The sequence below is a fragment of the Dyella acidisoli genome (genome assembly GCF_030160295.1).
Lineage (GTDB): Bacteria > Pseudomonadota > Gammaproteobacteria > Xanthomonadales > Rhodanobacteraceae > Dyella_B > Dyella_B acidisoli.
Genome location: NZ_BSOB01000030.1, coordinates 32748 through 54581, shown reverse-complemented (window position 1 = coordinate 54581; position 21834 = coordinate 32748). Strand labels below are relative to the sequence as shown.

The following is a 21834-nucleotide window of genomic DNA, read 5'->3' as shown; positions in this document are numbered from 1 at the left end:
TGCGCTTTGAGCTGACGTGTAACTACACGGCCGTCATTCCCGCGAAAGCGCCTCCGCTTTCGCGGGAATGACGGCCGTGAGACAAGATGGGCTTTCATGACAACCTACAAAAGCTTTTGCTGCAGACGTTGCATAAGCGCCTGTAAGGCTTCATCACCGTAAACTTCCGCGCGCCCATTTCCCCACACCGGACCCGGCCACGCCGCATCACATTCATTGCGCGCAACAATGTGCACATGCAACTGCCGCACGATGTTGCCCAGCGCGCCGATGTTGAGCTTGTCGCAGGGTGCAACCTCGCGAAGCGCCACGGCAGCGTGCTGAATTTCCTGCCACAGTGCGTTTCGAGCATCATCAGGCAGATCGAATATCTCCACGCAGCCGGCTCGCCGCGGTACCAGGATCAGCCACGGGTAGCGCGCATCGTTCATCAGAAGCACTTCGCACAAGGGCAGGGAAGTGACGTGCTGTGTATCAGCTTTGAGTCGTGCATCCAGCTCGAAATCGTCGTTACTCATGCGCCTGCCAGATAGTTGTCGAAGAACGCCATCGTGCGCTTCAATGCCAACTCCGCGCTCGCGGGGTGATAGTGACCCGGATCGATGTCGCGATTAAATGCGTGGCCAGCGCCAGCGTAGGTATGGACGTCCATCTGTGGCAGCATGGCTCGATGCTTGGCCACCGTTTCTGGCGGAATAGAGGGATCTTCCTCGCCGAAATGGAACATCACCGGTGCTTTCAGGTTCTCGCCGAGGAACGCTACGTTGCGTGCACCGTAGTAGCTCACGGAGGGCAATCCCAAACGGATGGCTGAGAGGAGTGCCACCGTACCGCCCCAGCAGTAACCCACTGTGCCGATCTTGCCGGCCGAAGCAATGGCTTCGGCCGCGCTGGCGACATCCTCGATCGCGCGTTCGAGCCCGAGCTCGGTGACGAGCTGCCGGCCCTTGGCCATGCTCTGGTCCGAGTAGCCCAGCTCCACGCCAGTTTCCAAATGATCAAAAAACGCGGGCGCGACGGCGGTATAGCCCATTGCGGCAAAGCGGTCCGCCACGCTGCGGATGTGCGCATTGACGCCAAAAATTTCCTGGATCACCACCAGTCCACCCTTCGGCTTGCCTTCGGCCTCGGCAAGGTAAGCACCGATGCATTGCGTGCCGGAGGTGGGGAGATTGATGTGCTTGCCCATCATGATCGTCCTCGTGTCAGAGGAGCATTAGTTTACGCGAGGAGGCGTGGTGGCCTCGCGTACAACCGTCCAAGCGGTTCGCGTGGCGTGGCATGAAACCGGTCTCGTTTTTTGATGGTGCGAATGCAGCCGCTCTTAGTATGCTCGGTCACGCCGCAGGTGCTGCGGTCGTTCAATAGGATGCCCATGCTTCCCACTACCGCGTTGCAGTCAATGAATGTGCTCTGGGCGACACCCAGCTACGTATCTGCCGTATCGATGCATTACGTCACCAGCATGTTCGAGCTGACGCACGAGACCGTCCGGCTTGGGCTCAAGTCTTCGCTTCACATGTATGCCGACAGCCTCGTCACGCGAGGAAGAAACGAGATCGTCAAGTTCTTCCTGATGCACGAGGAATACACCCACTTGTTCTGGATCGATGCGGATATCTCGTTCAAGCCTGACGCTGCGATTCGCCTGCTGTTGGCCGACTACGATGTGGCCGCGGGCGTGTACCCGCTCAAACGCTTCAACTGGCCGGCCGACGGCGTGCAGGCCGGCACCACGCGAGAACTGTTCGAGACGCTGTATACCGACTACCCCTTGAATGCCGTGGGTCACGGCGCCCAGCCGTTGCAGAACTTCATGACCGACGAAGGCTTCGTCGAAGTGGCCGAGGCGCCCACCGGTTTCATGGTGATCAAGCGCGACGTGTTCACGCAGATGATGCAGGCTTATCCGCAACTCAACTACACGCCGGACGGTCAGCCCAACAACCCGCAGCAGCCGTACTACTGGCTGTTCTTCGACTGCATGGTCGACCCGGACACGCGCCGCTATCTCTCAGAGGACTATGCCTTCTGTCGCCGCTGGCGCGACATCGGCGGTAAGGTCTACGCGGACATGCAATCCGACCTTGGCCATCTGGGACAGCACGTGTTCCGCGGCAACTTGGCCGAAAGCATTCGGTTGCGGAATACCTGAAGGCCTCTGGCCGGGCAGGCAGCGGAAAGGCGGGCAGGCTAAAATGACCGTTTTTCAACCCCCGCCTGCCTCGCAACGCCCCTCCCGGCAATACGGATCGACGAGTGAAAAGTTCTTTGAAGTCAATCAATAAGCAGCCTGGCGAAACCCCGAAAGTGGGGTTCGTGTCGCTCGGTTGCCCGAAAGCACTCGTGGATTCCGAGCGCATCCTCACCCAGCTCAAGGTGGAGGGTTACGAGATCGTGCCCACGTACGACGCGGCCGATGCGGTGGTGGTGAACACTTGCGGCTTTATCGATGCGGCTGTGCAGGAATCGCTCGATGCGATCGGCGAGGCGCTGCATGAGAATGGCAAGGTGATCGTCACCGGTTGCCTGGGCAAACGTTCGGAGTTGATCAAGGAAGCGTACCCGGACGTGCTCGCCATCACGGGTCCGCAGGACTACGCCAGCGTGATGAAGGCGGTGCACGCGGCATTGCCGCCGAAGCACAATCCGCTGCTCGATATCATTCCGGATACCGGCATCAAGCTGACACCCAAGCACTACGCGTATCTGAAGATTTCCGAGGGCTGCAATCATCGTTGCAGCTTCTGCATCATTCCCTCGATGCGTGGCGATCTGGTTTCGCGACCGGTCGATGAAGTGCTTATTGAAGCCGAGCGCCTCGTGAAGGGCGGCGTAAAAGAACTGCTGGTGATTTCGCAAGACACCAGCGCCTACGGCGTGGATGTGAAATACGCCGAGCGCAGCTGGCGCGACAAAAACTACCGCACGCGCATGACCGACCTGTGCACCGGGCTGGCTGAACTGGGCGTGTGGACACGCCTGCACTACGTCTACCCGTATCCGCACGTGGACGAAGTGATGCCGTTGATGGCGGAAGGGAAGATCCTTCCGTATCTCGATATTCCGTTCCAGCATGCCAGCCCGCGCATCCTCAAGCTGATGAAGCGCCCCGGCAATATCGACAAGACGCTGGAACGCATCCAGAACTGGCGCAAGCAGGTGCCAGAACTCACGCTGCGCAGCACCTTCATCGTCGGCTTCCCAGGCGAAACCGATGCGGAGTTCGAGGAATTGCTCGACTTCCTGCGTGAAGCCGAGCTGGATCGCGTGGGTGCCTTCACCTATTCCCCGGTGGACGGCGCCAAGGCCAATGAGCTGCCTGATCCGGTTTCGGAAGAGTTGAAAGAAGATCGTCTGGAGCAGTTCATGGCTGTGCAGGCGGAAATCTCCGCCGCAAAGCTGCAACGCAAGATCGGTCGCACCATCAAGGTGTTGGTAGACAGTGCGAATGCCGAAGGCGCCATTGCACGTTCCGCAGCGGACGCACCGGAAATCGACGGTGTGGTACGCATCGCCAACGGGCAGATGCTGAAGCCGGGGCAGTTTGCGGAAGTGGTCGTCGAAGCGGCTGACGAACACGATCTACACGCGTCGCTCGTCAGCTGATCCGCAGGCTCTCATGCGCTATGTCGCGCCAGCGCGGGAGGCGATTGATTCGGTCGTCTTCTCGCGTGCTCCGCTGAACGGATGGTGCGACTACGCCGAGTGGTTGCAAGGGCCGCGTTGGCCCTCGATCGATGAACTCAACACGCGTTGGTCGGCGGACACCGGCGAGCGTTTCGTCGCGCAGACGCGCGAACTGCTTGAAGACGGCCTGCACTACGAGGAACGCATCGCCACGCGCGGGTTGATCGCCACGCGCGAGGCCAACTGGCACGATCTGTTCAACGCGATGATCTGGTTGCGCTATCCGCAGCTGAAGCGCGCGCTCAACCGGCAGCAGATGGCGGAGATCGCGCAGGTCGGTCGACGTGAGCGTTCACGCCCGCAATACGCGCAGACGCATTTCGACGAAGCAGGCGTGATCGTGATCGTGAAAGATCCGGCGCTGCTCGAGCTATGGGATCGGCACGACTGGTACGAACTGTTCTGGCGCCGCCGTGATGCCTGGGTGGATGGCACGATAGCGGTGGAGGTGTTCGGCCACGCGCTGCTCGAGCATGCGTTGACGCCTGGCAAGCTGTTAGTGGGCAAGGCGCTTGCGGTGATGGCAGAGCAGGGCGCTGACAGCGCACAGGCGGTTGTCAGCTGCGCGGATGCCATTGTCGAAGGCTGTCGGTTGCGTGATCCGCTGGAGCTGCGACCGTTGCCGCTGTCGGGCATTCCGGGTTGGCATGCAAGCAACGAAGAGGAAGCCTTCCATCGCGATGCAGCGTGTTATCAGCCGTTGCGTGAAGGCCGGCGATATCCTGCGCCGCTACGTCTAGCCTCATTTATTCCCTCTCCCCTTTGGGGAGAAGGAGCACACCGCTCATGATTCGACGTATTCCACACCGATCACCGCAAAGCGCGTGCGGCCACTCGGCAATTCAGCCTCGAACTCGTCATCCACCTTCTTCTTCAGCACCGCGCGCGCTAGCGGAGAATCGACGCTGATCCAGCCACGTTTTGCGTCCGTTTCATCCGGGCCGACGATGCGATAGCGCACGGTGTCACCGTTCTCGACGTTTTCCAGTTCGATCACCGCGCCGAAGAACACGGTTTCACGATCAGTGGGAGCGCCTTCGGCCACTTTCAGCGACGGAATGCGTTTGCTCAGGTAGCGCACGCGGCGGTCGATTTCGCCGAGCTGCTTCTTGCGATAGGTGTATTCGGCATTTTCCGAGCGATCGCCTTCAGCCGCGGCAGCGGCCAGCGCTTTAACCACTTCCGGGCGCAGGGTGTGCCACAGATGGTCCAGCTCGCTCTTGAGCTTTTCGAAGCCATCGCGCGTGATGATGGCGGTGGAGCGTGGGGCAGGAGGGCGCCAGCGGGTCATGGTGATACGACGTTCGATGTTGGGTTGACCAGGCGGTTTTTTTGCATGCGATTCAACGCGTGTGCAAAACGTAGACCGCGCCTGCAAGCGGTCGAGCGATAAGCTTTGTAGGCAATGCTCGTTTCTTGCAAACAGTTGTTGCGTTTGGTGCAAATGTCTGGCATGAAGGCCTCCAAAGACTGGGGCCCGATTTTAGCGGTGTAGCCGTGCGGTATCGAAAAGATCGCGCGACATCGAGAAGAACGTGTTTTGAGTCTGCCCGCGCAGCCGGGCTAAGGCTGCGCCCTTCAGTACCCGGTGTAACCCGACATGCCTTATCGTTCCGCTCTTCGTTCTCTTCGTCTGGTTTCATGGGTTGCGGCCATCGTGCAGCTGGCTGCCTGTGCATCGACCAACGGTCCCGTGCCCCCCAAGGCGCCACCGCTGGCCACGGTCACCACGCTTTACGGTCAGCTCGATCAGGCCAGCCGCAGCTACGAAACCGCTTTGCAGCAGACGCGCGCCGGTGATACCCAGGCCGCGCAGAAAACGCTGGACGATTCGCTCAATCAACTACGCGATGCCGCGGCGCGCTGTGGCGCCACGCCCAGCTGCGATTCGCAGCGTTTCTTTTCGGTATTCGATCATCTGCTGCGTTTGAAGGACGGCAGCTTCATCGGTGACCAGGTGCCGGATGAGGAAACCAGTGGGCCACCCTTGGCGCCCGTCGCGGGTCAAACCGGTGCCGGGAGCCTGCCGGAAGCGCAGCGCAGCGTAACGCTGTTGCGCGGCCATCAGTTGTCCGAACTCATCGCGATGAACGGGCCAGTGAAGGCCGCGCTGGAGATGTGGTTGACGCAGTGGCGCGGCAATCTGATGGACGCTTACGTCAACTACCAATTCCTGCGGCAGCAGATGTGGCCACAATACGAAGGGGAAGGCCTGCCGGAGGCATTGCTGTTCGGCATCATGGCCAAGGAGTCTGGCGGCAAGGTGCATGCGGTGTCGCGCTCCGGTGCGGCCGGGCCGCTGCAATTCATGTATGCCACGGGGCTGCGTTTTGGCCTGACGGATCAGGATGGCTTCGACACGCGCTTTGATCCGACGGAGTCCGCACGCGCCAACGCCGAGTACGTCAACGAGCAACTCAAAGCCTTCAATGACAACCTCGAGCTCACTTTGGCTGCCTACAACGGTGGCGAAGGCCGCATGCGTCGGCTCGTGGGCGACAATACGTCGGTGAGCTTCTACGATCCGCGCATCTACGCGCAGGTCTCGCAGGAAACGCGCGATTACGTGCCGGAGGTACTGGCGGCTGCCTGGCTGTTCCTGCATCCGGACAGCTATAACCTGCGCTTCCCGCGTGTGGATGGTCAGCAAGGCAGCATCACACTCAAGCGCAGCGCGTCCATTTCGGAACTCACGGTGTGCCTAGGCTCCGCCAATGATATGCAGCAGGGCTGGTTCCGTACCTTGCGCAATCTCAACCCGCGGCTCGATCCGCAGCAAGAGCAGCCGGTCGGCGCCGAACTGAAAATTCCGAAGTCGTTGGAGAAGATCTACGCAGCACGCTGTGCGGATGGCCCGTGGCCGATACTTGCCAGCGATCTGCACAATGCGGTGGTGCCGGTGTTTCCCAATCCGTCACCGGCTTCGGCACCGGATCCGGTGGTTCGCTATACGGTTCGTCGTGGCGACACGCTTGCCGGCATCGTGCGCAAACATGGCGGCTGCACCAGCGAGAGTGAAGTCGCGCGCATGAATAACCTGAAGTTCAATCACGTGAAAGCGGGGCAGGTGTTGAAGTTGCCGAGCTGTCGGTGATTAAGAAGGTTAGGGAAGGCTCGCACGGATTCGAAGCATGTGATCTTACCGCCGTCATTCCCGCGAAAGCGGGAATCCATCTTTGCTTTTTGCACGGGGGCAACATGGATTCCCGCTTTCGCGGGAATGACGGCCGTGAGGGATTTCGAGAGTTCTGCGTATTGGGAGCGCTTCTCGTGTAGCTGGTTTCAACCAAGGGCCGAAGGACGAGTAGCGAGGTTGGTAGAAACGGATGCCGCCTGGAGCAATCCGTGTCTCGCCTCGTCAGTCACCGTTCTAATTCCGCGGCGGGAGAGCGAAGGCTGTGACGCCCTCGCTACTCGTCGCTCGACCCTCTTGTCTGTCATGCGGCTCGCGCAATGGGCGAGGCGCGCAGTTCCCCTTACAGGCCGCTTGCGCTCAGCCTGGCTTCTCGCAGGTACTTCGAAGGGAACTCAGGCGGCGGCACCCGCGTCTGAGCGCATCCATTGAGCCGCAGTATCTGGCTGTTCGCCGGTGGCATCGCGCAGCTCGCGCACCACGCGCAGCACTTGGCGATGTTGCGGCTGCAGGCTGGTATGTGGCGAATCCTTGGTCTCGTGATAAGCCACGGCCAGCCACAGTGCGATGCCGCGCAGGGCGACTTCCGGATTATCCGACTGGGCGCGGTTGAAGCCGATCTGGGTGCCCTGGCCCCACGGCATGTAGCGCTGTTCGGGCGCGGTGCTGTACAGATGCGGGAATTCGCAGCGGGAAGCTTGTCCGATTTCACGGAGCGTCATGACACCCAGGCGGCCACGCGTGCGTGTGGGCAACGCCGAGATATTGCGTTCGATCTGCCGGAATTGACGTTGCAACTGCCGGGCGCGACTCATCGCGATTAGGCGGGTGACAATCTGCATGTGACCCCTCGTTGGACGGTCCGCCAAGGCAAGCGGATTGAGCACGAAGGATACTGACCTCGAATGAGACGATGCGCCGAAAACGTCACAAAATGACGACAAATGTCAAAACGCGGCAAGCGTCGCTTGTCAGTAACGCTTGTCTTGACCATCAAGTGTGATGCAGTTCGCCTAATCGCTGGCCAACTTTGATCGCTTGTTGCGCAGTAAGCGTGTCCAGCTCAGCCATGCCTTCCGGTAGCAGCACGATGACGGTGGAACCCATGTTGAAGCGCGCCATTTCGGCGAAGCGATCCAGCGTGATGTTCTGTCCGGCGAACGACTTGCGGCGAATCGATGGCGCATAGGGTGGAATCACCAGGCCATCCCACACCGTGGCAACCGACGACACCAGGATCGCGCCCACCATCACGACGGAGAACGGACCGTGCTCACTTTCGAAGTGGCAAACCAGCCGCTCGTTGCGCGCGAACAGGCGCGGGATAGCATCCACCGCGAACGGAGCCACGCTGAAGATGCGGCCCGGGATATGCACCGTTTCCTTCAACACGCCGCGCAGGGGCATGTGCACGCGGTGATAGTCGCGCGGCGAGAGATAGATGGTGACGAAGCGGCCATTGCGATAAGGCGCTGCGGCGGCTTCGTCACCCAACAGTTCGGCGGCCGAGTATTCCTGTCCTTTGGCTTGGAATATGCGTCCGTCGACAATGGGGCCCGCCTGGCTGATGCGGCCGTCGGCCGGCGAAACTAGGGCGCCGGGAGCCGTATCCGCCTGGCGGGCATCAGGGCGCAACTTGCGCGTAAAGAACGCATTGAAATGGGAATAGGCGAACGGATCTGATTGCGCGGCTTCGGTCATATCGACCTGATAGCTGCGTACGATCTTGCCGATCAGAAAATTCTTCCACGGAGCGAACGTCCACCGCGTGGCCCAGTAGACCACGCGCGAAAGTGCCCGATGGGGAAGGATGTATTGGAGGAATATCTTGAAAGTCATCCGGCAAGTATAAGGAATTGGAGCAATTCCTGATGGAGCCGGTGGAGGCTCGCCCGTGAGCTTGCATCAGCCTCATGACCTTGAGTCGGTATACTTCACAACCCCCAAGCCGGACCGTGCTTACGTGACCGCCGAACTCGCAACCATCATCGACTTCATCCGCTACGGCGCCAGTCGTTTTTCCGCAGCCGGCCTTACGTTTGGCCACAGCCACGACAACCCGATCGACGAAGCCACCCATCTGGTGCTGGCCAGCCTGCACCTGCCGCCGGATATTCCGCCTGCTTATGGCGCCGGCAAGCTCACTACCGAAGAGCGCGTGCGCGTACTGAGTTTGATCGAGCGCCGCATCAACGAGCGTCTGCCGGTGGCGTACCTGGTCGGCGAAACCTGGTTTGCCGGTATGAAGTTCAAGAGCGATCGCCGTGCGCTGGTGCCGCGTTCGCCGATCGCCGAACTGATCGAAGCCGGCTTCACCCCATGGCTGGACGGCCGGCAGGTGGAGCGTGCATTGGATCTGTGCACAGGGTCGGGCTGCATCGGCATCGCCATGGCTGCATACAACCCGCATTGGCAGGTGGACGTGGTGGACATCAGTGACGACGCGCTGTCGCTGGCGCGCGAGAACGTTGCGTTCCAGCATGTGGGCGAGCGTGTGGAAGTGGTCCGCTCCGATCTTTTCGCAGGACTCAAAGGCCGCAAGTACGACCTGATCGTTTCCAACCCGCCTTACGTCACCGAAGACGAATACGCCGCTTTGCCCGGCGAATACAGCCACGAGCCCAAGCTTGGACTTACTTCCGGCGAAGATGGCCTGGATGCTTGCCTGCGCATTCTCGATGAAGCAGCCGACTATCTCAGCGAAGACGGTCTGCTGATCGTCGAAGTTGGCGAGAGCGAACAAGCGCTCACAGCCTTGCTGCCGGAAGTGCCGTTCGTGTGGATCGAATTCAAAGTCGGGCCGATGGGCGTCTTCGCGTTGGAGCAGCGCGAGTTGATCGAGTACGCCGATGCAATTCGTACGGTGGCAGCCGAGCGGTTCCGCGGCTGATCGACACCTTCGTTTCCTTCTCCCCTTCGGGGAGAGGGGCTAGGCAAGCGCAAAGCATTCAGGCGTGGCAAGATGCGAGACCGCCTCGGCTGAGGCAAGGTCACTCCTTCCGCGAATCGGTTCCCACGTGTCCAGCAATTCCACCGGCAAGCTGTTTACCGTCACCACGTTCGGCGAGAGCCATGGGCCGGCCATTGGCTGTGTGATCGACGGCTGCCCACCGGGATTACCGATTGCGCCGGAAGAATTCCGCACGGATCTCGAACGCCGCGCCACCGGTCGCAGTCGCCACACCTCCCAGCGCCGTGAAGAGGATGAGGTGGAAATTCTCTCCGGCGTCTACGAGGGTCGCACCACGGGCACGCCGATGGCGCTCTTGATCCGTAATACCGACCAGCGCAGCAAGGACTACAACGACATCGCCCAGACCTTCCGTCCGGGGCATGCCGATTACACCTATTGGCATAAGTACGGCATCCGCGATCCACGCGGTGGCGGGCGCTCTTCTGCGCGCGAAACCACTATGCGTGTGGCGGCGGCGGTGGTTGCCAAGAAGTGGCTGGCCGAGCGCTACGGCGTGCGTGTTCGCGGTTATCTGGCCCAATTGGGCGACGTCGTACCAGCAGGTTTCGATTGGAACGCAATCGAGCAGAACCCGTTTTTCTGGCCTCATGAAGCACAGGTGCCAGAGCTTGAGAAGTACATGGACGCGTTGCGCAAATCCGGCGATTCGGTCGGCGCACGCGTAAACGTCGAGGCCGACGGCGTGCCACCCGGATGGGGCGAGCCGATCTACGGCAAGCTCGACGGTGACCTCGCCTCCGCGCTGATGTCGATCAACGCGGTAAAAGGCGTGGAAATCGGCGACGGTTTCGCAGCGGTCACGCAGCACGGCAGCCAGCATTGCGACGAAATGCATATGGACGGCTTTACGTCCAATCACGCCGGTGGCATTCTGGGCGGCATTAGTACGGGGCAGGTGGTACGTGCCTCGATCGCGCTCAAGCCCACCTCGAGCATTCTCATTCCCGGCCATAGCGTGAACTTGGCCGGCGAGTCGGTCGAAGTGGTGACAAAAGGGCGCCATGATCCCTGCGTCGGCATTCGCGCCACGCCCATCGCCGAGGCGATGGTGGCCCTGGTGTTGATGGATCACGCGTTGCGCCATCGTGCGCAGTGCGGCGACGTGGGCGAGATAAAACCGCGCATCCCTTGATGGCCGCGCAAGCTCCCCCTCTCCCCTCCGGGGAGAGGGCTGGGGTGAGGGGGCAACCTCGCGAGATGTTTCATATCGCCGGGACATAAAAGAGATGCATCGAGGTGTCGGGAAGCTTGCGGCAAGCGCGACCCCTCACCCCAACCCTCTCCCCGGAGGGGAGAGGGGGCCCAGGTTTCAGGCATTCGACAGATACCATGAGCAAGTCACATAGCGTCTGGGTTTCCCGCCCGCTTTTTCCGGAAGTACTGGCTCACTTGGCCCAGTACGTGGATCTGCATGCGGAAACCGTCGAACGCAAACATACGGCGGCAGAGCTACGCGAAAAGCTCGCCGATGTGGACGGCGCCATCATTGGTTTGAGCGATCGCATCGATGGCGAGGTGGTGGCCGGTAACCGGCGCTTGCGCGTGGTCTCCAATCTGGCCGTGGGCTACAACAATTTCGACGTACCTGCGCTGACGGCAGCGGGCATTCTCGCCACTAATACGCCGGACGTGCTCAACGAAACCACCGCCGACTACGCGTGGGCTTTGCTGCTGGCGGCGGCACGACGCGTCAGCAGCTCCGAACGCTGGCTGCGCGCCGGAAACTGGCGCGGCAACATGCGCTTCGACGACTGGCTGGGCGTGGATGTGCACGGCAAGACGATGGGCATTCTCGGCATGGGCCGCATCGGGCAGGCCATTGCGCGCCGTGCTTACGGTTTCGGCATGCCAGTGCTCTATCACAATCGTTCGCGACTGCCGGAAGCGATCGAGCGCGAATGCCGCGCCACCTGGGTTGAAAAGCCAGAGCTGCTGCGACGGGCCGACCACTTGATGCTGGTGTTGCCGTACAACGCGCAAAACCATCACGCTATCGGCGCAGCTGAGCTGGCTTTGATGAAGCCCACGGCCGTGCTGGTGAACATCGCCCGCGGCGGTATCGTCGACGATGCGGCATTGGCCGTGGCGCTGGGCGAAGGTCGGCTTGCGGCGGCCGGGCTTGATGTGTTCGAAGGCGAACCATCCGTCCATCCGGCTTTGCGCGAACTCGACAACGCCGTGCTCAGCCCGCATATCGCTAGCGCCAGCGCCGATACGCGCCGCGCGATGGCGCAACTGGCTGCCGATAATTTGCTGGCTGCGTTGGGCCATGGGCCTGACGCGGGACATCCGCCTTCACTGCTCAATCCACAGGTAAAGGGGCGAGCATGAAGCGAAAACGTGATGTATCTCACGTCAGCAAGGTTGTGCCGTGCAGTCAGCGTGCCGTGCAGGCTAGATTCCCCAGTTGGGGTATCGGCGCCATCGCGGCGATTATCCCTTTCAGACAAGTGACCCCGAGATGAGCAAGAAGAGTAGCTACAAGGTAGCCATGGTGGGCGCCACCGGTGCCGTTGGCGAGACCCTGCTGAGCATCCTGGCCCAGCGCGAATTCCCGGTGAGCGAGCTGGTGCCGCTGGCCAGCGCGCGTTCGGCCGGTAGCAAAGTGGAGTTCGCCGGCAAACAGATCACCGTGCAGAACCTGGATGACTACGACTTCAAAGGCGTGGACATCGCTTTCTTCTCGGCCGGTGGTTCAGTAAGTCGCGTGCATGCCCCGCGGGCTGCCGCGGCGGGCGCGGTGGTGATCGATAACACCTCCGAGTTCCGCTACCAGGACGATATTCCGCTGGTGGTGAGCGAAGTGAATCCGCACGCCATCGCGCAGTACACCACGCGCGGCATCATCGCCAATCCCAATTGCTCCACCATGCAGATGCTGGTGGCGCTGGCACCGATCCATCGCGCCGTGGGCATTGAGCGCATCAACGTGGCGACCTATCAGTCGGTGTCCGGCGCGGGCCGCTCGGGCATGGAGGAACTGGGCAAGCAGACCGCCGCGCTGCTCAACTTCCAGGATGTGGAAAAGTCGAAATTTCCGAAGCAGATCGCGTTCAACGTGATCCCGCACATCGACGAATTCCAGGCCAATGGCTACACCAAGGAAGAAATGAAGATGGTGTGGGAAACACGCAAGATCCTGGAGGACGAATCCATCCAGGTGAACCCCACCGCAGTGCGCGTGCCGGTGTTCTACGGACATTCGGAGGCCGTGCACCTCGAAACGCGCGACAAAATCACCGCCGAGCAGGCGCGCGAGCTGCTGGAACAAGCCGATGGCGTGGTGGTGCAGGACGAGCGCAAGGCTGGGGGCTATCCCACGCCGGTGGGCGATGCGGCTGGGCAGGACCCGGTTTTCGTGGGCCGCATCCGCGAGGACATCTCGCATGATCGCGGGCTGGACCTGTGGATCGTCTCCGACAATATTCGTAAAGGTGCCGCGCTCAATGCCGTGCAGATCGCGGAACTGCTGATTGAGGATTATTTGTAATGCAACGTTTCGGACTGGTTTTGCTGGGTTGCTTGTCGGCTTTCACTTTCAACAGTTGGGCGGGGTCATCCCCGGAAACAAGCCGCGATGCGGCGCAGGTCAACCAGCAGGTAGCCCGGCACCAGGCCGAAGTGCAGCGCTTGCAGCAGGACGTAAGCGAGCAGGAATCCGCCGGCCAGCAGGCGGCGGAGAAGCTGCAGCAGCAGGACCAGTCCATCGCCGAGCTGCGCAAGCAGCTCGAGGCAGCGCGGGCGGCATCCAAGGCGTCTGCGCCTAGTCATTGATGGCCGTCACGCCTGGCGAAAAAATCGGCTTGTAAGAGGCCCGCCAGGTAAATCTGGTATTGTTGATTGACGTTTATCTAACTAAAGTGACGCCTTGCAAGAGGAAGTTGCCGCAAGCTGCGGTGCCCTTTCAGTAAAGCGTCCGGGTTGTCTCGGGGGAGCCAAGCGATGAATCGTTCTTTGAAGCTGTCGATACTGCTGGCGCTTGCGCTGGGTAGCAGTCAGGCGGCAGCCGTGGAACTGGGCCAGGCACACGTCAAATCGGCGCTTGGGCAGCCGTTGCTGGTCGATATCCCAGTTACCCAGGCCACTCCCGCCGAGCTGCAGAGTCTGAGCGCCCAACTGGCCTCGAACGACGCCTTCGCCAAGGCCGGTGGTCAACGTCCTGCCATTCCCCTGCAATTCAATGTGGTGGACGACAACGGTCACAAGGTGATCCGCATCACCAGCAATTCCACGGTGGACGATCCTTACCTCGACCTGCTGGTGGAAGTGAACAGCAGCACCGGCAGCAGCGTGCGCGAATTCGCCATCCTGCTCGATCCGCCGAACAAAGTGGAGCAGGCGGCCGCCAGCAGCGCACCGACGCGTCGTAGGGCAGGTAGCGCAACGGCACCGGCTGGCACCACAACCGCTGCAGGCACGTCGCGCCATGCCAACGCATCGGCAGGCAATGCCGCTGGCGTTGTGAAGAACGGTCAGTTTGGTCCGGTGGAGAAGGGCACTTCCCTATCGCATATCGCTGCGCAGGTCGCCCCATCCGGCGTTGACGTCAACCAGGAGATGCTGGCGCTGAAGTCGGCCAATCCGGATGCCTTCTATCGCGACAACATCAATGCGCTTAAGGCTGGCACCGTCCTGCGCGTACCTTCGCGCGATGACGCACTGGCTACGGCTGCCGCTGCAGCGGCGGCCACGGTACGCCAGCAGAACAGCGACTGGCGCAACGGTAGCGCGAGCGCGCCAGTCGCCGTTGCGGCCGGTGGCACGCGCGAGAATGCGTCGGTTGCGCCGACCGCCAACAGCAACGCCGACCGCCTGGCACTGGTGCCCCCGGGCAGCGAAGGCCAGGCTGCCGGTGGTGCGAACGGGAAGGGCGGCGCCAATACCGCCGTTCGCCAGCAACTGGAGCGCAGCCAGGAAATGCTTTCGTCTCTGCAGCAGCAGAGCGAAGAGCTGAAGTCCCGCCTGAAGGACCTGGAAGACATCAACAGCAAGAACCAGCGCTTGCTGGCCTTGAAAGACAATGAAATCGCCGATCTGCAGAAGCAGCTCGCCGATGCACGCAAAGCCGGCGGCAAGCCTGCCGCACCCGCAGCCAACGAAGCACTGGCGCCGGTTGCCGCGCCAGCCCCCGCACCCGCCGCGCCGCATCCGGCGGCAGCACCGGCTCCAGCCGTAGCTGCTGCATCGACTGCCGCAAAGCCAGCTACCCCGGCAGCCGCTGCTTCCGTCGCAAATGGCGTGGTCACCACACCGCTGAACGCCCCGGCCAAGCCAAAGCTGGCCGTGCCGCCGCATCGTGTACCTACGCCCGCACCGGCACCCGAAGAGCAGCCTTGGTACATGGAAACCTGGGCGTGGGCCGCGGGTGGTGGCGTGGTCGTGCTGGCGGTGCTGGGCGCCTTGCTTAGCCGTCGCGGTAAATCCGGTGCCAAGGCCGCCAAGCCGGCGCTTGCGTCGTCCAAGAATGGATCGCTGGCCGATCGCTTTGGCACTGCGGACCTCGATGGCGAGCACCTGTCCGGTTCCGATCCGGATCAGGACGAGCTGCTCGATCAGCTCGCCGAACAACCCGACGACATCGGCCTGCACCTGGAATTGGTCAGCCTGTACTACACGCGCCGCGACGTTGAGCACTTTGAGGCGGCTGCGGAAGCGATGCACGCGCACATCACCAACACGGATCAACCGGAATGGCAGGACGTGGTGCACATGGGGCGCGATCTGGCCCCGGGACATCCGCTATTCGCCGAGGCGGATGCCGACGCCACAGTCATGCGCGAGCAAGTGCCGCATCACTTCGATCTCGACAGCTATGCCTCCACCCCCGCGGCCGCTGAGCCGATTCCGGCCAAGGCACCGTCGCCGCAGCCGTCCAAGGTCAGCGAATACCACTTCGATTTCGACCTGACGCCGCATCATCCCGAGCCGCTCAACCGTTCCGCTGCTGCGCCCGCCGCGAAAGAAGCGGAGTTGGAGAACGAGCCGGTCTCCACCTGGAAGTTCGACGACGAGCCGGCCGAAGCCCCGCAAACGGCGCATGCTGATCACGCCGTGCACGACGATCACGCCGCCTTTGGCGAACTGCACGACGATCCAGTCGACACCAAGCTCGACTTGGCCCGTGCGTACCTGGATATGGGCGATCCCGACGGCGCGCGCGCGATGCTCGAGGAGGTGCTGCACGAAGGCACCCAGATGCAGAGGGATGTGGCGAAGCAGCTGATCGACAAGATCAGCTGATCGTCCGCCAATTCGAACCATGATCGGGCCGGCCAATGCCGGCCCGATGCGTTTTCAGCACCTGCTACGCTTATCCACCTTTTGAATTCGCTGATTACGAATGCGCATTGCTCTTGGCATCGAATACGACGGTACCGATTTTCTCGGCTGGCAGCGGTTGAGCCACGGTGCCAGCGTGCAAGCCAGCCTGGAGCATGCACTGTCGTTCGTGGCTGCCGAACCGATCACGGTGACCTGCGCGGGTCGCACGGACGCCGGTGTACACGGGCGCTGCCAGGTAGTGCATTTCGATACCGAGGCTAGGCGCGACATGCGCGGCTGGGTGCTCGGCACCTGCTCGAACTTGCCATCAAGCATGGCGGTGCTGTGGGCGCAGACGGTGCCCGACGATTTCCATGCACGCTTCTCCGCACGCAGTCGACGTTATTGCTACACCATCCTCAATCGCACCGTTCGTCCCGCGCTTGATGCGCGCTATGTCACGTGGGAGCGTCACCCGTTGGATGCGGAGCGCATGCACTCGGCAGCGCAGACGTTGATCGGTGAGCATGACTTCTCTGCTTTTCGCGCCGTCTCCTGTCAGGCTGCGCATGCGCAGCGTGAAGTGAAGGCGCTGAGCGTGTGGCGCGATGGCGAGCAAGTGATCGTGGAGATCGAGGCGAACGCATTCCTGCATCACATGGTGCGCAACATCGTCGGCTCGCTGCTACCCGTCGGTCGCGGCGAGCAGCCAATGGAGTGGGTGGCTGCCTTGCTGGCTGGACGCGACCGCGAAGTGGCGGGTCCCACGGCTGCTGCATCGGGCCTTACATTCATTGGCCCGCGCTACGAAAAACATTGGGGTTTGCCGAAGGAGATCAGCGAATGACCCGTATCAAATGCTGTGGCATGACGCGCATCGAAGACGCGTTATTTGCCGCCGAACTGGGTGCCGATGCGATCGGTGTCGTGCTGACTGCTCACAGCAAGCGGCAAGTGTCACTTGCACAGGCCAGAGCCATCGTCGAAGCCATGCCGCCGTTCGTCACGACCGTGGCGCTGTGCATGGATGACGAAGCGAATTTCGTGCAGGAGATCATCGATACCGTTCGCCCGTCGATGCTGCAGTTTCACGGCAACGAAACCGACGAATGGTGCAAGCAGTTCGGCCAGCCGTATCTGAAGGCGATTGCGATGGGCGAGGGTGCTGCTGCGCTTTATCAGTTGCGCGATCACCCGCATGCTGCAGGCCTGTTGCTGGATGGGCATGGCCTCGGCGAGCCCGGTGGCAGCGGCAAGGCGTTCGATTGGTCGTTGATGCCGCGTGATCTGAAGCAGCCGCTGATTTTGGCTGGTGGGTTGAACGCTGCGAACGTTGCTGCGGCCATTCGAATCGCAAAGCCATGGGCGGTGGATGTGTCGAGTGGGATCGAATCGGCGCCTGGTGTGAAGGATCACGGCAAGATGCGTGATTTCATTACCGCCGTTCGCGCTGCGTAGATCCTAAGAAGCAACACTTGCTGAGCGAACCCTTTTCCGCGTGTAGGTAGCTACATTGTTCGTAGAACCTCATTTTTATCTCGTCGCCCCGGCGAAGGCCGGGGCCCAGGGACTTTGACGATCTACAAGTCGCTAGGTCCCGGCCTTCGCCGGGACGACGGTAACGGATGATCAAACGCTTCCTGCAAGTTCATGGCGCATCCACTCCGCCAACGCATCAACACGACTGTCACTACGCCGCCGCGGCGTTGCCAGAATCCAGCTCGCATCCGTTTGCAGAAATCCCCACGGAGCAAGCAGACGTCCTGCATCGATGTCATCTTGCACCAGCTGCATGGGTGCGATCGCCACGCCAAGTCCTGCTACAGCGGCTTCCAGCAGATAGAACAGGTGTGCGAAGCCTTGTCCGTAATGCAGCGATTCGATGGCTATCCCGTTTGCACGCGCCCATGTGGGCCACGCTTGAGGGCGTGAGTGAGTGAAGAGCAAGGCTTCATCGCTCAACGCCGACACTCCGCGCTCCGTCAAGCGGGCAAGTCCCGCGTAGCGCGGGCTGACCACGGGGCCGATGTGTTCTGGCGCCAGCACGTGCACGTACCAGCCGGCCGGCCACGGTGGTGCTGCCACGGCAAGTGCGGCGTCCGGTTCGGCGTGCCGTGGAGCGAGCGGGTCTTCTTCCGGCGATAGATGCAGCCGCAACATGGGCAGATCCCGTTCCAGCCGTTCCAGTCTGGGGATCACCCAGCGAGCGAGCAGGCTGCCCGCGCAGCCAAGCACGTAGGGAGCGTCGCGACGTTCGCGTTGCAGCTCAGCCCAGCCATCCCGCAACTGCTCGAAGGCGTTGCTCACATGATCGTGCAATTGCTCGCCCATCGTGGTGAGGACGATACCGCGACCCTGACGAACTACGAGCGGCTGGCCGAGCGCATCTTCCAGCAAGCGCAGTTGGCGGCTGATGGCACCGTGGGTGACGTGCAGTTCCTCAGCAGCGCGGCTGACGCTGCCGAGCCGGGCCGTGGCCTCGAAGGCACGCAAGGCATTGAGGGAAGGCAGGTCGCGCACGGCTCTTGTGAGTTTTTCTAACGAATGGCAGCCATCTTATCGCTTTTTCGATTGGGTGATTCGCGCTATTTTTCCCATCCCATGGCGCCCTGCCGGTGAGCGACATTTCCCAGGAATTCTGACCAATGCCTACGATCCAGGACTTCAACCAATGGCCCGACGCCCACGGGCGTTTCGGCAACTTCGGCGGGCAATATGTGGCCGAAACCTTGATGGCGCCACTGGCCGAACTCACCGAAGCGTATCTGCGTCTGCGCGAGGATCCGGAGTTTCTCGCCGAGCTGGATCGCGACCTCACGCACTACGTGGGCCGGCCCAGCCCGATCTATCACGCCGAGCATTTATCCAGGCACGTTGGCGGCGCACGCATCCTGCTCAAGCGCGAAGACTTGAATCACACCGGCGCGCACAAGATCAACAACACCATCGGCCAGGCGCTGGTTGCCAAGCGCATGGGCAAGCCGCGCGTGATCGCCGAGACCGGCGCCGGCCAGCATGGCGTGGCGACAGCGACAGTCGCTGCGCGTTTTGGCTTGAAGTGCGTGGTGTACATGGGCGCAGTCGACATCGAGCGCCAGAAGATCAACGTGTACCGCATGAAGCTGCTTGGCGCCGAAGTGGTGCCGGTTACCTCCGGCTCGAAAACGCTGAAGGATGCGTTGAATGAAGCGATGCGCGACTGGGTGACCAACGTGGCCGATACGTTCTACATCATCGGCACCGTGGCCGGCCCGCATCCGTATCCGATGATGGTGCGCGATTTCAACGCGATCGTCGGACGCGAAGCGCGCGAGCAGATGCTGCAGCAATACGGCCGTTTGCCAGATGTGCTCACGGCGTGCGTGGGTGGTGGTTCGAACGCCATCGGCTTGTTCCACGCGTTCCTCAACGACGGCGATGTACGCATCGTCGGCGCTGAGGCGGCGGGTGAAGGCATCGCCACCGGTCACCATGCTGCGTCGCTGGCAGCAGGGCGCCCTGGCGTGCTGCACGGCAATCGCACCTATGTGCTGTGTGACGACAATGGCCAGATCACCGAAACGCATTCGGTGTCGGCTGGCCTCGATTACCCAGGCGTTGGCCCCGAGCACGCGTTTCTGAAAGATGCAGGCCGTGCCGAATACGTCGGCGTGACCGACGACGAAGCGCTTGAGGCCTTCCATTTGCTCGCGCGCACCGAAGGCATTCTTGCTGCACTCGAATCCAGCCACGCCGTGGCGCAAGCCATGAAGCTGGCGCGCGAGCTGCCGAAGGATGGCATCGTGCTGTGCAATTTATCCGGCCGCGGAGACAAAGACGTGCACACGATTGCTGCGCGCGAAGGAGTGCAGGTATGAGCCGCATCGATCGCCGTTTCGCTGCCTTGAAAGCTGCTGGCCGTACTGGACTGATTCCGTTCGTCACTGCCGGCGATCCCGCGCCGGAACATACGGTGGCGTTGATGCATGCACTTGTCGATGCCGGCGCCGACGTCATCGAACTGGGCGTGCCGTTCTCCGATCCGATGGCGGATGGCCCGGTGATCCAGCACGCCAGCGAACGCGCCATCGCCAAGGGCGCGGGTCTGGCCGACGTGCTGAAGTGGGTGACTGCGTTCCGCGAGCGAGATCAGGACACACCCGTAGTGCTGATGGGTTATCTCAATCCGGTTGAAATCCACGGCTACGAACGCTTCGCTGCAGAAGCGGTGAGGGCTGGCGTGGATGGCGTGTTGGTGGTGGATTGCCCGCTGGAGGAAGCCGACGTGTTGACACCGTTGCGCAACGCCGGTTTGCAGCAAATCCTGCTGGCTGCGCCCACTACCGCACCCGCGCGTATGGCGCAATTGTGCGAGGCCGCCGAAGGTTTCCTGTACTATGTATCGTTCGCCGGCATCACCGGAGCAGGACGCTTGAGTACGCAGGACATCGCCGCACGCGTGGCCGATATCCGCCAACGTGCCAAAGCACCGGTTGCCGTAGGTTTCGGCGTGAAGGACGCGCAGAGCGCGAAAGCCATCAGCGGGTTTGCCGATGCGGTGGTGATCGGCAGTGCATTGGTGGAGCGCCTGGATGGTGCGAATACGGCGCAGGACATCGTCGCGCGGGTGGGAGACTTTCTTCGTCCGATCCGTACGGCACTGGATGCTGCCTGAGGGCTCGCTTTCCCTTTGCGGAGGGGGTAGGGCGAAGCGCCGGGGACAATTAAAACAACAAGGGAACGGCGTTGGACAATCCGTGGTCCATCGTTGTGTCGAGGTCGGGTCATCCTCGCCCTTTATCTTTGTGGAAATGTCGCCATAGAGATTCAGGGAACGCGCAACAGCCGCGTGACCCAGGCGTGCCGATAAGGACGCGCTTGTTTCCAGATTGAGGCGGAATCCATGAATTGGCTGCAAAAAATCATGACACCCCGCGCGCGGACGCAAAGTTCCGCGGCAGGCAAGGGCAAGGTACCCGAAGGTGTGTGGGAGAAATGCGGTGGCTGCGGCGCCGTGTTGTACAAACCGGAGCTGGAACGCAACTTGATGGTGTGCCCCAAGTGCAGCCATCACCACGCCATCGGCGCACGCGAGCGTCTGCTGGCTTTCCTTGACGAGGGCAGCACGCAAGAACTGTGGGTCAGCATGGAGCCCACCGATCCCCTGAAATTCCGCGATTCCAAGAAATATCGCGATCGCATCGTTGCCTCACAGAAATCCACTGGCGAGAAAGACGCGTTGATCGTGATGAGCGGCAAGCTCAAGGAACATCCCTTGATGGCCGTCGCTTTCGAGTTTTCCTACATGGGCGGCTCGATGGGTTCAGTGGTCGGCGAGAAGTTCACGCGTGCGGCCGAACGTGCCTTGAGCGAACGCAGCGCATTGGTGTGCTTCTCCGCCACCGGCGGTGCGCGCATGCAGGAATCGCTGTTCTCGCTGATGCAGATGGCCAAGACTTCCGCGGCGCTTGCGCGCTTGCGTGAAGCAGGCATTCCGTACATCAGCGTGCTTACGGACCCGACCACCGGTGGCGTGTCGGCAAGCCTCGGCATGCTCGGCGATATCAACGTTGCCGAACCGAAAGCGCTGATCGGCTTCGCCGGTCCGCGTGTGATTGAGCAGACCGTGCGCGAGACGTTGCCGGAAGGTTTCCAGCGTTCGGAATTCCTGCTGGATCACGGTGCGATCGACATGATCGTGGATCGCCGGCAGATGCGCGACAAGCTGGCGGATGTGTTGAACATCCTGCGCAGGGTGCCGCGCGCGGCGTGAGTTGCGTTGCATGGTGTATAGAAA

At 61.6% G+C, this 21834-nt stretch carries 21 protein-coding genes; 15 read left to right on the top strand and 6 right to left on the bottom strand.

Annotated elements, in window-relative coordinates; genetic code table 11:
• Positions 1-104: 104 nt before the first annotated feature.
• Together QQJ86_RS15290 and QQJ86_RS15285 are read right to left on the bottom strand one after the other, a co-directional pair.
• On the bottom strand, positions 105-518 hold the full coding sequence (locus tag QQJ86_RS15290; protein WP_284321838.1) for an HIT domain-containing protein: 414 nt from the start codon (positions 516-518) through the stop codon (positions 105-107).
• A complete protein-coding gene (locus QQJ86_RS15285; protein WP_284321847.1) occupies positions 515-1189 on the bottom strand; it encodes a dienelactone hydrolase family protein in 675 nt (224 codons plus the stop codon). Before QQJ86_RS15285 ends, QQJ86_RS15290 begins: the two co-directional genes overlap by 4 nt.
• Positions 1190-1375: 186 nt before the next feature.
• On the opposite strand from QQJ86_RS15285, the gene QQJ86_RS15280 reads away from it, so the two are divergent.
• The 3 genes from QQJ86_RS15280 to QQJ86_RS15270 all read left to right on the top strand — a co-directional run bounded on the left by QQJ86_RS15280 (position 1376) and on the right by QQJ86_RS15270 (position 4480).
• Positions 1376-2155, top strand: a complete 780-nt coding sequence (locus QQJ86_RS15280; protein ID WP_284321837.1) for a hypothetical protein — start codon at positions 1376-1378, stop codon at positions 2153-2155.
• Between the two features lie 104 nt (positions 2156-2259).
• Positions 2260-3609: a 30S ribosomal protein S12 methylthiotransferase RimO gene (gene rimO / locus QQJ86_RS15275; protein WP_423372912.1), complete on the top strand. Its 1350-nt coding sequence runs from the start codon at positions 2260-2262 to the stop codon at positions 3607-3609.
• Positions 3610-3622: 13 nt separating this feature from the next.
• Entirely contained in the window at positions 3623-4480 is an 858-nt protein-coding gene (locus QQJ86_RS15270; RefSeq protein WP_284321836.1) for a DUF3025 domain-containing protein, read from the top strand.
• Here the strand turns inward: QQJ86_RS15270 and greB are convergent.
• Positions 4475-4981: a transcription elongation factor GreB gene (greB, locus tag QQJ86_RS15265; RefSeq protein ID WP_284321835.1), complete on the bottom strand. Its 507-nt coding sequence runs from the start codon at positions 4979-4981 to the stop codon at positions 4475-4477. The genes QQJ86_RS15270 and greB overlap by 6 nt on opposite strands.
• Before the next feature lie 309 nt (positions 4982-5290).
• Between greB and QQJ86_RS15260 the strand changes: the two genes are divergently transcribed.
• Positions 5291-6784 (top strand): transglycosylase SLT domain-containing protein, encoded by a 1494-nt coding sequence (locus tag QQJ86_RS15260; RefSeq protein ID WP_284321834.1) that lies wholly within the window; start codon positions 5291-5293, stop codon positions 6782-6784.
• A gap of 434 nt (positions 6785-7218) precedes the next feature.
• On the opposite strand, the gene QQJ86_RS15255 is transcribed toward QQJ86_RS15260, so the two are convergent.
• Together QQJ86_RS15255 and asd are read right to left on the bottom strand one after the other, a co-directional pair.
• A complete protein-coding gene (locus QQJ86_RS15255) occupies positions 7219-7665 on the bottom strand; it encodes a hypothetical protein (RefSeq protein WP_284321833.1) in 447 nt (148 codons plus the stop codon).
• A gap of 151 nt (positions 7666-7816) precedes the next feature.
• Positions 7817-8662, bottom strand: coding sequence for an archaetidylserine decarboxylase (gene asd, locus QQJ86_RS15250; protein ID WP_284321832.1), 846 nt, complete (start codon positions 8660-8662; stop codon positions 7817-7819).
• A 124-nt stretch (positions 8663-8786) separates the two neighbouring features.
• Here asd and prmB point away from each other — a divergent pair, with 124 nt between their 5' ends.
• The 8 genes from prmB to QQJ86_RS15210 all read left to right on the top strand — a co-directional run bounded on the left by prmB (position 8787) and on the right by QQJ86_RS15210 (position 17516).
• Positions 8787-9713 carry a 50S ribosomal protein L3 N(5)-glutamine methyltransferase gene (prmB, locus tag QQJ86_RS15245; protein WP_284321831.1) on the top strand — a complete coding sequence of 309 codons (927 nt, stop codon included), beginning with the start codon at positions 8787-8789 and terminating at the stop codon, positions 9711-9713.
• A 127-nt stretch (positions 9714-9840) separates the two neighbouring features.
• The gene (aroC, locus tag QQJ86_RS15240; protein WP_284321830.1) at positions 9841-10929 is read left to right on the top strand and encodes a chorismate synthase; all 1089 of its coding nucleotides are present in this window, start codon (positions 9841-9843) and stop codon (positions 10927-10929) included.
• A 197-nt stretch (positions 10930-11126) separates the two neighbouring features.
• The gene (locus tag QQJ86_RS15235; RefSeq protein ID WP_284321829.1) at positions 11127-12128 is read left to right on the top strand and encodes a 2-hydroxyacid dehydrogenase; all 1002 of its coding nucleotides are present in this window, start codon (positions 11127-11129) and stop codon (positions 12126-12128) included.
• Between the two features lie 130 nt (positions 12129-12258).
• Positions 12259-13287 carry an aspartate-semialdehyde dehydrogenase gene (locus tag QQJ86_RS15230; protein WP_284321828.1) on the top strand — a complete coding sequence of 343 codons (1029 nt, stop codon included), beginning with the start codon at positions 12259-12261 and terminating at the stop codon, positions 13285-13287.
• Positions 13287-13571, top strand: a complete 285-nt coding sequence (locus QQJ86_RS15225; protein WP_284321827.1) for a hypothetical protein — start codon at positions 13287-13289, stop codon at positions 13569-13571. The genes QQJ86_RS15230 and QQJ86_RS15225 overlap by 1 nt, the downstream gene beginning before the upstream one ends.
• Positions 13572-13739: 168 nt before the next feature.
• Positions 13740-16037, top strand: a complete 2298-nt coding sequence (locus QQJ86_RS15220; protein WP_284321826.1) for a motility hub landmark protein FimV — start codon at positions 13740-13742, stop codon at positions 16035-16037.
• A 100-nt stretch (positions 16038-16137) separates the two neighbouring features.
• A complete protein-coding gene (truA, locus tag QQJ86_RS15215; RefSeq protein WP_284321825.1) occupies positions 16138-16905 on the top strand; it encodes a tRNA pseudouridine(38-40) synthase TruA in 768 nt (255 codons plus the stop codon).
• Positions 16902-17516, top strand: coding sequence for a phosphoribosylanthranilate isomerase (locus tag QQJ86_RS15210; RefSeq protein ID WP_284321824.1), 615 nt, complete (start codon positions 16902-16904; stop codon positions 17514-17516). The genes truA and QQJ86_RS15210 overlap by 4 nt, the downstream gene beginning before the upstream one ends.
• Before the next feature lie 171 nt (positions 17517-17687).
• Here the strand turns inward: QQJ86_RS15210 and QQJ86_RS15205 are convergent, their stop codons facing one another.
• Positions 17688-18578, bottom strand: a complete 891-nt coding sequence (locus QQJ86_RS15205) for a LysR family transcriptional regulator (RefSeq protein ID WP_284321823.1) — start codon at positions 18576-18578, stop codon at positions 17688-17690.
• Between the two features lie 125 nt (positions 18579-18703).
• Here QQJ86_RS15205 and trpB point away from each other — a divergent pair, with 125 nt between their 5' ends.
• The 3 genes from trpB (at position 18704) to accD (ending at position 21810) form a co-directional block, all read left to right on the top strand.
• A complete protein-coding gene (gene trpB / locus QQJ86_RS15200; protein ID WP_284321822.1) occupies positions 18704-19915 on the top strand; it encodes a tryptophan synthase subunit beta in 1212 nt (403 codons plus the stop codon).
• Positions 19912-20712: a tryptophan synthase subunit alpha gene (gene trpA, locus QQJ86_RS15195; RefSeq protein WP_284321821.1), complete on the top strand. Its 801-nt coding sequence runs from the start codon at positions 19912-19914 to the stop codon at positions 20710-20712. The genes trpB and trpA overlap by 4 nt, the downstream gene beginning before the upstream one ends.
• Positions 20713-20940: 228 nt before the next feature.
• A complete protein-coding gene (gene accD / locus QQJ86_RS15190; protein WP_284321820.1) occupies positions 20941-21810 on the top strand; it encodes an acetyl-CoA carboxylase, carboxyltransferase subunit beta in 870 nt (289 codons plus the stop codon).
• The last annotated feature ends 24 nt before the right edge of the window (positions 21811-21834 follow it).